Consider the following 11,869-nt stretch of genomic DNA (forward strand, 5'->3'; position numbering starts at 1 on the left):
ATGGTTTTTGATTTTTTACAGCCCGTTTCAGCTTCAGTTGAAGAATTTATTTCAAAATTATCTAATCAAACATTAGGTAAAAAAGTTGCGTTGCATACTCAAACGGATTTTCCTGTTCTAGATAATGTTTCCTTGGCAATTATTACGGTTAACGAAAATAGAGGTGCAAACAAATCAAACAATGATTTTGCTTTTGAAGATTTCAGAAAACAATTGTATAGTTTGTATCCTGGAAATTGGAATGTATCAATTGTTGATTTAGGAACAATTGAGGCAGGAGCTAGTATTGAGGATACCTATTTTGTTGTAAAAAAGTTGGTTGAAGAATTAATAAAGAAGAGGATTACACCTATCATAATTGGCGGTAGCCAAGATCTAACCTATGCGATGTATCGTGCATATGACAATTTGGATCAAATGGTAAATCTAGTTGCTGTTGATAATCAATTTGATTTTGCTAAAGAAAATTCGTTAATGTCAAATTCTTTTCTGTCAAAAATTGTCGTTGAAGAACCTAATAATTTATTTAATTATGCAAATTTGGGTTATCAGACTTATTATAATTCACAAGAGGAAATTGATTTAATAGAAAAATTATATTTTGAAGCTTATCGTTTGGGAGAAGTTTCAAACAATATAGCTGTTGCAGAGCCTGTTTTTAGAGATGCTGATTTAGTTAGTATTGACGTTACGGCTGTTCAATCTTCTTTTTCTGGAAATTTCTTACAATTTAATCCTAATGGGTTTAATGGAAAAGAAATTTGTGCATTAACAAGATATGCTGGAATTAGTGATAAAGTTTCTTCATTAGGAATTTTTAATTTTAATGCTACAGCACAAGAAAATGTATTAATTGCACAAATGATTTGGTATTTTATTGAGGGATTTAGCTTTCGTTCAAATGAATATCCATTTGGAAGTAAAGAGAATTATATCAAATATATTGTGCCAATTGATGATGAAGAATTAGTGTTTTATAAAAGCAATAAAACAGCTCGTTGGTGGATAGAAATACCTTTTTTAACAAATGTTAATAATAAATTAAAAAGAATTACGTTATTACCTTGCACAAATGAGGATTATTTAGCAGCTTGCGAGCAAGAAATTCCTGAAAGATGGTGGAAAGCTCAGCGAAGAAATGTCTTGTAAATCAGCATGTTTTACTGTGTTTTGTTGAATGAATTAATAATGATTTTTTAAATTATGGATATTTTTTTCACGTTTTTTAAAAAAAAATTGTTTTTTTCAAAATTATTGAATAGGTTTACGCCCTTAAAAAGAAGTTACATTTAACCCAAATTTATATGAAGAAGTTTGTTGCATTTTCAGCAATTTTGTCATTATTTATCAGTTGTGGTAAAGGCGATAAAGGAGAAGTAGTAGGAGTTAAAGGAAGAAAATGGCATCCTGAGAAGCCTTATGGGATGACATTAGTTCCTGGAGGAGCCTTTATTATGGGTAAATCAGATGATGATTTAGCTAATATTCAAGACGCGCCTACTAAAACAGTTACTGTTCGTTCGTTCTATATGGATGAAACAGAAATCACAAATAGTGAGTATCGTCAATTTGTTGAATGGGTAAAAGATTCAACAATCAGAACTCGCTTAGCAATTTTAGCTGATGAACAAGGTCAGAAACCAGGTTCTGGAAGTGGAAAAGGCGGAAGTATTGGTGATTTTGGATTTGCTGATGTAGATCCAGAAAAAATGACTCCTTATGATAAGTATATGTACGAAAACTATTATAGTGTTGGTACAGATGACGATATCTATGCTGGAAGAAAGCTAAACAAAAAAATCAAATTGATTAAAGAGCCAGGAAAATATCCTGACGAATTTTATGTTGAAGTGATGGATTCTATGTACCTACCAGAATCTGAATCATATAATGGTTTAAAAACTATTGATGCTTCTAAATTAAAATTCAAATACAATCAAGTTGATTTGAATAAAGCTGTTAAAAAGAAAGGTCGTAAAAACTTCTACGAAGATGCGCCACCTATCGAAATTTATCCTGATACAACAGCTTGGATTAAAGACTTTGCTTATTCATACAATGAACCAATGCATAATGATTATTTCTGGCACCAAGCTTATGGTGAATATCCAGTAGTTGGAGTGTCTTGGAATCAAGCTAAAGCTTTTTGTGCATGGAGAACTATGTATAAAAATGCTTATATCAAAAAGAAAAAAGGAAGAGATCAAGTGAATTCTTTCCGTTTACCAACTGAAGCTGAGTGGGAATACGCAGCTAGAGGTGGAATAGAAGGTGCTACATATCCTTGGGGAGGCCCTTATGCTAAAAATGACAGAGGTTGCTTTATGGCAAACTTTAAACCAAATCGTGGAGATTATGCTGCTGACGGTGCATTATATACTGTAGAAGCTAAATCATATGAGCCAAATGAATATAACTTATACAATATGGCTGGTAATGTTTCTGAGTGGACAGAATCTTCATATTTTGCAGAAGCATATGAATTTGTTTCAACTATGAATCCTCACGTTGCTGATAAATCTAACCAACGTAAAGTTGTACGTGGAGGTTCTTGGAAAGATGTAGGTTTTATGTTACAAGTTTCAACTCGTGATTTCGAATATGCAGATTCAGCAAGAAGTTACATTGGATTCAGAACTGTTCAAGATTATATGGGAACAGCAGCAACAGGAAACAGACCAAAATAGTATTTAACCAATTTTTATATAATTAACTTAACTAACTAAAATTTATTTATTATGGCATTATTAAGCAAAAAAATGATGGGATTCCTTTACGGAATGGGAGCAGCAGTTGTAATCGTTGGAGCATTATTCAAATTGATGCACTGGCCAGGAGCAGGACCAATGCTTGTTGTAGGTTTATTAACAGAGGCATTCATCTTTGCTTTATCTGCATTCGAACCAGTTGAAAAAGATTTAGATTGGTCTTTGGTTTATCCTGAATTAGCTGGTGGTGAAGCTAAAGCAAAAGATAAAAAAGAAAATCCTGCTGAAGCTCAAGGATTATTATCTCAAAAATTAGATAATATGTTAAAAGAAGCTAAAATTGATGGAGAATTAATGGCAAGCTTAGGAAATAGTATTAAAAACTTTGAAGGTGCTGCAAAATCAATTTCTCCAACTGTAGATGCTATGGCAGGTCAAAAGAAATATGCTGAAGAAATGTCTACGGCAGCTGCACAAATGGAAGCTTTAAACGGTTTATATAAAGTACAATTAGAGAGTGCTGATAGAAATGCACAAGCTAACAAAGAAATTGCTGAAAATGCAGCTAAATTAAAAGAGCAAATGCAATCAATGACTTCAAACATTGCATCTTTAAATGCTGTTTATGGAGGTATGCTTACTGCTATGAGTAACAGAGGATAATTAGTTTTATCATTAAATAATTTATTAATTAAAAACTAATTTAAAGAAAAAATGGCAGGAGGAAAATTAACCCCTAGACAGAAGATGATTAACCTAATGTACTTGGTTTTCATCGCAATGTTGGCATTAAACATGTCAAAAGAAGTATTAACAGCTTTTGGTAATTTTAATGACAAATTTACAGAGTCAAATAAATTAACAGAAGAGGCAAATGGTAATTTATTATCAGCTTTAAATACTAAAGCTGCTGATGAGCCAGCTAAATATGCTGAACCAGCTAGAAAAGCCAAAGAAGTGGCTAAATTATCTAAAGATTTTGTAGCTTTTATTGAAACTGTTAAGGCAGAAGTTACAGAAGGTATAGAGCCTGATGAAAATGGAAAATTACCGTTTGAATCTATGGATAAATCAACTATTGATGAAAAATGGTTTGCTGGAGACGGTTACAGTCCAAGAGGTACAGAAATTGTTTCTAAAATTGATAAATATGTAAGTGATATTAAAAAAGTTTTAGGAACTGATGTAAAATATATTCCTTTTATTAAAGAAATCGAAAAGAAATTTTCTACTGCTGATATCACTAATAGAGAAGGTGTAAAAGTTAAATTTTTAGATTACAAAACTAAAGGTTTTCCAGCTGTTTCTACTTTAACTTTTTTAACAGCTATGCAAAATGATGTTAAAAATACTGAAGCTGGTGCTTACAATTTATTCTTAGGAAACGCATTAAAATCTGCTGCTTCTATGAAAAATTTCCAGGCAATTGTGGTGTTAGAGAAAAATGCTTATTTTCAAGGAGAAACTGTAAAAGGTAAAGTTGTTTTAGGACGTTATGATGCTAATACTGTTCCTACTTCTTTCAATGGTCCAGGGAAAATTGAAAATGGACAAGCTGTTATATCTACTACTGCTGGATCTATTGGTGAACAAAAAATATCAGGTAAGTTTGGTTTCTTGGAAGATGGTAAAGAAATTCCATTAAGTTTCGAAGGAACTTACGTTGTAGTTCCTCGTCCTAACCAAGCAATTATTTCAGCTGATAAAATGAATGTTGTTTATCGTGGTGTTCCTAACCCTATTTCTATTTCTGTTCCTGGTATTGCTTCTAACAAAGTAAATGCTAATGCTCCTGGAATGTCAAAAGTAGGTGATGGTAAATTCATGTTAAAACCAGGTTCTGGTAGTGAAGTGAAAATTAATGTTTCTGCTACTATGCCTGATGGTAAAACAATGTCTAGCGCACAAGTATTTAGAATTAAAGGTTTACCTGCTCCAACTGGAAAAGTGGGTGGTTCTGAAAAGAATTCTGGTCCAAAAAATAATCTTGAAGTTTGTACTGTTACAGCTGTTATGGAAGATTTTGATTTTCCAGTAAATGTAAATGTTACTCAATTTAATATCAAAGTTCCAGGTCAGCCTACTATTGTTGTATCAGGTAATAGAATGGATTCAAGAGCTAAAGCAGCAATTGCTAAGGCCTCTAGAGGTGATGTTGTTATCATCTCTGAAATTAAAGCAAGTTTCCAAGGTATTGATCAAGTTGCAAAACGTGTATCACCTTGTACTTACGAAATAAAATAAAAAATTATATTTTGCGTTTATAATATAAACCAAATTAAAATGAATAAGATGAATTGGAGAAATAGTATAGCAATTTTAGCATTAGGTTTAAGTTCGACTTTTACTTTTGCTCAGTCTAATCTTTTAAATGCAAAGACGCCTGATCAAATCGGGAAGAAAACAGAAGCTGAATTAAGTGCAGACAATGATAAACCATTACCTTACGGTTATGTTCATGATAGAGATATCTTGATGGGTAAACGTATGTGGGAAATTATTGATTTAGATGAAAGAGTTAACTTTCCACTTTATTTTCCTGTGGATGGTGATGTAATGTCTTCTCCAGACAGAAGACCTTTATATAATGTATTAGTTTCTGCCATCAAAGAAGGAAAAATAACAGAAGTTTATGATTCTAGTTATTTTACAACTAAGAAAACTTTAAAAGATATTGAAGCTTCATTGTTTAAAATTGACACATCTGATGTTGGAAGAGAACAAATGAATGAAGATATTGATGCTTACAGAAAAGGAATTAAAAAGATTTCTGAAGAATATATCAGAAAAACTGAAATCCAAGCATATGATGTAGACGCATATAAAGTTGTAGGATATTGGTATTTTGACAAACGTCAAGGTGAGTTGAAATATCGTATGTTAGGAATTTGTCCTGTTGTACCTGATGTTTATACAATGGGTGATGATAGTGCACAAAAAGAATACATAGAATTATTTTGGGTTTATTTCCCTGCTTCAAGAGATGTGTTACATGCTGCTAAAGCATTTAATAACAGAAATTCTGCAATGTCATTCACTTTTGATCATTTATTAAATGCGCGTCGTTTCAATGGTGTAGTTTATTTAGAGGAAAACGTATATGGAGACCGTCTAATTAAAGACTATATGAAAGAAAATGCACAAATGCAATTATTAGAATCTGAGCGCGTAAAAGAAAAAATTCGTGACTTTGAACAAGATATGTGGAATTATTAATAGTATTTCTCCAATTTCATTTAAAAAAACTCTTACCATTGGTAAGAGTTTTTTAATTTTACATCATGATAGACTTTATAATCGTAGGAAATGGATTAGCAGGGATTTCCTCTGCTGAAATTGCCTTGCAAAACAATAAATCAATTTTTGTATTTGATAATAATTCACAACCTTCTTCTCGTGTGGCTGGTGGTTTGTATAATCCAGTTGTTTTAAAACGTTTTAGTGAAGTATGGAAAGCTAAAGAACAAATTGATTTTGCATTTCCTTTATATCATAATATTCAATCTAAATTAAATGTAGTTTTCGATTTTGAATTGCCGATACTTCGTAAATTATTTTCTGTTGAAGAACAAAACAATTGGTTTCATGCAGCTGATAAACCAAACTTAGCCCCTTTTTTAGATGCTAAATTAGTCACACGTTTTTATTCAAGTATTGATTCTCCTTTTCATTATGGTAAAGTAAACCATACAGGTTATCTTGAAATATCAATTTTGATTGAAACCTATACTAATTTTTTAAAATCTATAAATTGTTTTTCAGACGATACATTTAATTATGATGAAATTGAATTTTTAGAAGGTGGAATAAAATATAAAAACATAAAGGCTAAGCATATTATTTTTGCTGAAGGTTTTGGATTACACGCTAATCCATATTTTAATGATTTGCCTTTAGATGGAACTAAGGGTGAGTTATTAATTATCAAAGCTCCAAATTTGAAACTTGATGTTGTTATTAAATCAAGTGTTTTTATTCTACCTATAGGAAATGATTTGTATAAAGTAGGTGCTACCTATGACTGGATTGACAAAACAAATACACCAACTCAAGCAGGTAAAGATGAATTGATTGAAAAACTTTCAGAATTAATTTCGTGCGATTTTGAAATTGTGAAACATTTTGCAGGTGTTCGTCCTACAGTTAATGACAGAAGGCCATTAGTTGGAACACACCCTATTCATTCACAATTACATGTTTTAAATGGTTTAGGAACTCGTGGCGTGATGCTTGGTCCATATTTGGCCAATCAATTATTTCAGCATATTGAAAACAATATTCCTTTGGAAAAAGAAATTGATATTACAAGATGTTATAAAAAAAACCGAAACTAATTTGTTTCGGTTTTTTATTATCTCAAAGTGGCTTTTTTTTCACCTTTGTGTTGTTTCCAATCTTTGTCATAACTCATAAACATGTTAACCCAAATATTTCGTGATAATCGCATAATTACTGGCATAAAAACAATTAATGTTGCAATAATAACGATGAAATTATTGACTAAACTTTTTTCGCCAATAAAAAAATAGGTGATAATAAATGCAGCTACTCCAAACGCAATCCCAAGTGCATAACTAACATACATAGCACCATAAAAAAACGAAGGCTCTATTTTATATTTTGTTCCACAATGACTGCAATTTTCATGCATTTTGTAAACATTGGTTACATTATACGGATTTTTGTCTAAATACATGCTTTCTTCATGACAAGTTGGACAACTTCCTGTTAAAATACTATTTAATTTGGATCCTTTTTTTAACATTTGCAAAATATTTTACGCAAAGGTACAATATCTAACTATCTCTTGTGTAACAATTATTACAAATATCAATTTGTTTACTGAATTTTGAGTTTAATCGAATAGTAACTTTTAAACCATAAACTCATAAACATTTAAACTAATTAAATGCTAAACATACATAATTTATCGGTTTCCTTTGGTGGAACTTATCTTTTTGAAGAAGTAACTTTTAGATTGGGCGCTGGAGATAGAGTCGGACTTGTGGGTAAAAATGGTGCTGGAAAATCAACTATGTTGAAAATTTTAGCAAGAGATTTTGCACCCGATTCTGGTCAAATTGCAACAGAGAAAGAGGTTAAAATTGGTTTTCTTCGTCAGGATATTGATTTTGTTAAAGGAAGAACAGTTTTGGAAGAGGCTTATCAAGCTTTTGAAGAAATTAAGCGTGCCGAATTTCGAATCGACGAAATCAACCATCAATTAGTAACGCGTACCGATTATGAAAGTCAAGAATATTCTGATTTGATTGAAGAATTGAGTGATGTTACACACCATTACGAAGTCTTAGGCGGTTATAATTATGTGGGTGATACCGAAAAAATTCTTTTAGGTCTTGGATTTAAAAGAGAAGATTTTGACAATCAAACAGATACATTTTCGGGTGGTTGGAGAATGCGTATAGAATTAGCAAAACTGTTATTGCAATCTAACGATATTTTACTTTTAGATGAGCCAACGAATCACTTGGATATTGAAAGTATCATTTGGTTAGAAGGTTTTTTGCGAAATTTCCCTGGTGTAGTCGTAATTGTTTCACACGATAAAATGTTTTTGGATAATGTGACGAATCGCACAATCGAAATTTCATTAGGAAAAGCCTACGATTTCAATAAACCGTATTCTGAATATTTAGTGTTGCGTCAAGAAATTCGTGAAAAACAATTGGCAACTCAGAAAAATCAAGCTAAAAAAATCGAAGAAACGGAGAAGTTAATCGAGAAATTTCGTGCCAAAGCTTCTAAAGCATCGATGGCGCAATCCTTGATTAAAAAATTAGATAAAGTTGAACGAATTGAAGTGGATGAAGACGATAATTCAGTAATGAATATTTCGTTTCCCGTTTCGCAGACACCAGGAAGAGTTGTTGTTGAAGCAGAACATGTTACCAAAGCGTATGGCGATAAAGTTATTTTAAATGATATTTCGCTTTTAGTAGAGCGTGGTAGTAAAGTAGCTTTCGTTGGACAAAACGGTCAAGGAAAGTCAACATTCATGAAAGCCATTGTGAATGAATTTGAATATGACGGCTCTATCAAATTGGGTCATAATGTACAATTGGGATATTTTGCTCAAAATCAAGCGGAATATTTAGACGGCGAAATCACGTTGTTACAAACTATGGAAGATGCTGCAACAGACACAAATCGTTCAAAAGTACGCGATATGCTTGGCGCTTTCTTGTTTAGAGGTGATGATGTTGAGAAAAAAGTAAAAGTACTTTCGGGTGGTGAGCGAAATCGCTTGGCGCTTTGTAAATTGCTTTTACAGCCGATTAATGTCTTAGTAATGGACGAGCCAACCAATCACTTAGATATCAAGTCTAAAAACGTTTTAAAAGCGGCATTACAACAGTTTGAAGGAACTTTGTTGTTGGTTTCTCACGATCGTGATTTCTTGCAAGGAATGTCAAATATTGTTTATGAATTTAAAGATCAGAAAATTAGAGAATATTTAGGTGATATCAATTTCTTCTTAGAACAAAAAAACGCTATGAATATGCGTGAAATCGAAAAGAAAGATGTTGTTGTGCCTGCAAATACAAATAAGGCTGTCAAAAGTATTTCTTATGAAGATCAGAAAAAAGCAAAATCATTGCAAAACAAATTGAGTAAAATTGAAAGCCAAATTCAACAGTTAGAAAAAGACATTCAGCATGATGACAAAGCATTAGCTTCAAATTATGACAAACATGTTGAAGATGCTACGTTTTTTGCAGCTTATGAGAAAAAGAAAAAAGAATTGGAAAAATTATTAGAAGATTGGGAAAATGTGCAATTAGAAATTGAAATGGTGAATAGCTAATTGCAAAACCATATGTTATAACAATTTAAAACCAAACAAGCAATCGCAATGATTATTATGATTATTGCGATTTTATTTTTTCTAAAATATTTTGGATAAACTAACTTCATATTCTAAATTATTAATTAGGTAAATATCAAGTATTTTAGTTGCTGTTTAAATACGTTTTTTGTCGTATTTTTAAAATTGAATGGTAGGGAGCTTTTCTTGAATTTTTAAAATTTTAGTATCTATTGATGCCAAAAAATTTTGATGATTTGCTGTATTTGGATTAAACGGACGATGTTTCAGAGCCCTTTGAATTTCACAAATTTGATTCATCAACCCAAATTCTGATTCCGAAATATAATTTTCAAAGAATTTTATCCAAATATAATCAATTGCTGTCTGATTTGGATGTAACATGTCTTCAGTATAAAAACGATAATCGCGCAATTCATCCATCATGATTTCGTAAGCAGGAAAATATTGCAAGTTTCGAGTTTCGAGTTTCAAGTTATGAATTCCTGCAATCAAATGCGCTTTACTCAATGTGTTTTCTACAAATCCATCTTTTATATGACGCACTGGTGAAACTGTAAAAATGAAGTTGCAATTTGGGTTCAATATCGACACATGAAAAAGTATCGATTCTAAACTTTGCACAATAGTTTCAATGGATAGTAATTCTTTCGTAAACTGTTTTTGTGGTACTTTATGACAATTAGCGACAATTTCGTTGGTTTCAATATTTCGATACACCCATGATGTTCCTAGCGTGATTATGATGTGTGTTGAATCGTTTAATTGTTTATTTGTTGAATTGATTAAATCGTTTAAAGATTCTAAAAACGCATCTTTATCAGAATTAGATAATTCAGAATGCACATCAAAGCAATGCCATAATTCATTATGAAAGAAAATATCGTTTTCAGTGAAATAGTTTTTTTGAACACTTCTTTCGATAATTCTACATAAAGAAACCAGGTTAAAAATGATGCCAAATGGATTTATAGCCGTTTGAAATTTGAAATACTCAAATTTTTCACCCATATTTTCCGCAAAACAAGAGCCTAATAAAACTATTTTAGAAGCATAGTCTATTGGAAGATTACTTTTTTGAATTGGAATTTTTGTAGTGAAATTCATTTTTAATATTTCATTGATATTCAAAGATAGTGATAAAAAAGAAATCCCGATAAATTTTATTTTTATCGGGATTTGAATTTATTTTTTCTTCTCTTCTTCTTTTTTCTCTTCTTCTTTCTTTTTTTCTTCGAGTTCTTTTTTTGAAGCTTCAATTCTTTTTTCTAGATTTTCTTTCTTTTTTGTAGAAATTTCTATTTTTTTTGAATTCAAATTAATTTTTGATTGAGTTGCACTAATTTCTTTTTTAATTTTTGCTGACTTTTTTGATTTTTCATCTACAGTAAGGTTTGTATCATTCTCAATCGTAGCTAATTCTTCATTTAATTGATTTAATTTTGAATTTAGTTCCTCGTTTTTGTTTATTAGGTCATCAGTTTTGTTAGTCTCAGTAACTAAGTTTTCTTCGTCAGTGGCTAATTTGTTTTGCAAAGTTTTCATCAAATGTTGATGTTGCATTAATTGATTTTGTTGGCTAAACAACTTATTGCTTACATTGACATTGTTTCTTGGTGGCGAAAATCCCTGAGAAAATCCTAAAAAAGGGATTGTGAAGATTAAGAAATAAAATAGTTTCATGTTTTATAGTAGTTAATTATTTGAAAAAACTTTAGCTAAATCAATATTTGCAGAAATTATAGCACCAAAGAAATTACTTTTATTACCATTATTCAATTTAAAAAATGGTGTTAATTCATAATCTAATTTTGTTTGAATATCAATAAATTTTAATACTCGCCACCCAAATCCTAATTGAGCACCCAAATTAAATGTTTCAAAACTATCTTTTACATCTTCTCCTTCGGATTTTGCATTTGTAATTAATGAAATTTTTGGTCCTGCTAACATATAGAAGCCCTTTCGGTATGTTTCACCAAAGTCATATTTAAAATTTGGAGCTATATCAATAAAATTCATTTCAAAGACTTGCTTGTTGGAAAAATAGATAAATTCTTTTTTCGAAAATAACATATCTACTTTCATTCCAATATTTTCAGTAAAATTATACTCACCAAACCCACCAATTGTAAAAGAAGAGACTTTGTCTTCAGTTTCAAAAGTTGTGGTGCCATTGTTGTTTCCTATTGTGTAAAAGCTATTGCCTATTACTAATCCATAGGAAAATTCTTGTTGTGCTGAAGTAATACAGGTAAAAAGAATAGCAAATAGATAAAATAATTTTTTCATTGGAATACATTTAGTTAAATTT

Annotated in this window: 11 protein-coding genes; 7 read left to right on the forward strand and 4 right to left on the reverse strand. The window is 31.0% G+C overall.

Features of this window, described 5'->3' with window-relative positions; genetic code table 11:
* From G4L40_RS07190 to G4L40_RS07215, 6 genes are all read left to right on the forward strand, one after another.
* Positions 1–1,149 carry a formimidoylglutamase gene (locus G4L40_RS07190; RefSeq protein ID WP_166236525.1) on the forward strand — a complete coding sequence of 383 codons (1,149 nt, stop codon included), beginning with the start codon at positions 1–3 and terminating at the stop codon, positions 1,147–1,149.
* A gap of 155 nt (positions 1,150–1,304) precedes the next feature.
* Complete coding sequence (gene porK / locus G4L40_RS07195; protein ID WP_166236526.1) at positions 1,305–2,687, forward strand: T9SS ring complex lipoprotein PorK/GldK; 1,383 nt, start codon at positions 1,305–1,307, stop codon at positions 2,685–2,687.
* 51 nt (positions 2,688–2,738) lie between these two features.
* Complete coding sequence (gene porL / locus G4L40_RS07200) at positions 2,739–3,371, forward strand: type IX secretion system motor protein PorL/GldL (RefSeq protein WP_166236527.1); 633 nt, start codon at positions 2,739–2,741, stop codon at positions 3,369–3,371.
* 51 nt (positions 3,372–3,422) lie between these two features.
* Entirely contained in the window at positions 3,423–4,952 is a 1,530-nt protein-coding gene (gene porM / locus G4L40_RS07205) for a type IX secretion system motor protein PorM/GldM (protein ID WP_166236528.1), read from the forward strand.
* Positions 4,953–4,991: 39 nt separating this feature from the next.
* Positions 4,992–5,924, forward strand: a complete 933-nt coding sequence (gene porN / locus G4L40_RS07210) for a type IX secretion system ring subunit PorN/GldN (RefSeq protein WP_166236529.1) — start codon at positions 4,992–4,994, stop codon at positions 5,922–5,924.
* Positions 5,925–5,989: 65 nt separating this feature from the next.
* Positions 5,990–7,042: an NAD(P)/FAD-dependent oxidoreductase gene (locus G4L40_RS07215; protein ID WP_166236530.1), complete on the forward strand. Its 1,053-nt coding sequence runs from the start codon at positions 5,990–5,992 to the stop codon at positions 7,040–7,042.
* 17 nt (positions 7,043–7,059) lie between these two features.
* On the opposite strand, the gene G4L40_RS07220 is transcribed toward G4L40_RS07215, so the two are convergent.
* Positions 7,060–7,473, reverse strand: a complete 414-nt coding sequence (locus tag G4L40_RS07220; protein ID WP_166236531.1) for a DUF983 domain-containing protein — start codon at positions 7,471–7,473, stop codon at positions 7,060–7,062.
* 144 nt (positions 7,474–7,617) lie between these two features.
* Here G4L40_RS07220 and G4L40_RS07225 point away from each other — a divergent pair, with 144 nt between their 5' ends.
* Positions 7,618–9,534: an ABC-F family ATP-binding cassette domain-containing protein gene (locus tag G4L40_RS07225; RefSeq protein WP_166236532.1), complete on the forward strand. Its 1,917-nt coding sequence runs from the start codon at positions 7,618–7,620 to the stop codon at positions 9,532–9,534.
* Between the two features lie 180 nt (positions 9,535–9,714).
* On the opposite strand, the gene G4L40_RS07230 is transcribed toward G4L40_RS07225, so the two are convergent.
* From G4L40_RS07230 to G4L40_RS07240, 3 genes are all read right to left on the reverse strand, one after another.
* Entirely contained in the window at positions 9,715–10,662 is a 948-nt protein-coding gene (locus G4L40_RS07230) for a GSCFA domain-containing protein (RefSeq protein WP_166236533.1), read from the reverse strand.
* Between the two features lie 78 nt (positions 10,663–10,740).
* Entirely contained in the window at positions 10,741–11,238 is a 498-nt protein-coding gene (locus G4L40_RS07235; RefSeq protein WP_166236534.1) for a hypothetical protein, read from the reverse strand.
* A gap of 12 nt (positions 11,239–11,250) precedes the next feature.
* A complete protein-coding gene (locus tag G4L40_RS07240) occupies positions 11,251–11,847 on the reverse strand; it encodes an outer membrane beta-barrel protein (RefSeq protein ID WP_166236535.1) in 597 nt (198 codons plus the stop codon).
* Positions 11,848–11,869: the final 22 nt, after the last annotated feature.

This window comes from Flavobacterium celericrescens (genome assembly GCF_011392075.1).
GTDB lineage: Bacteria > Bacteroidota > Bacteroidia > Flavobacteriales > Flavobacteriaceae > Flavobacterium > Flavobacterium celericrescens.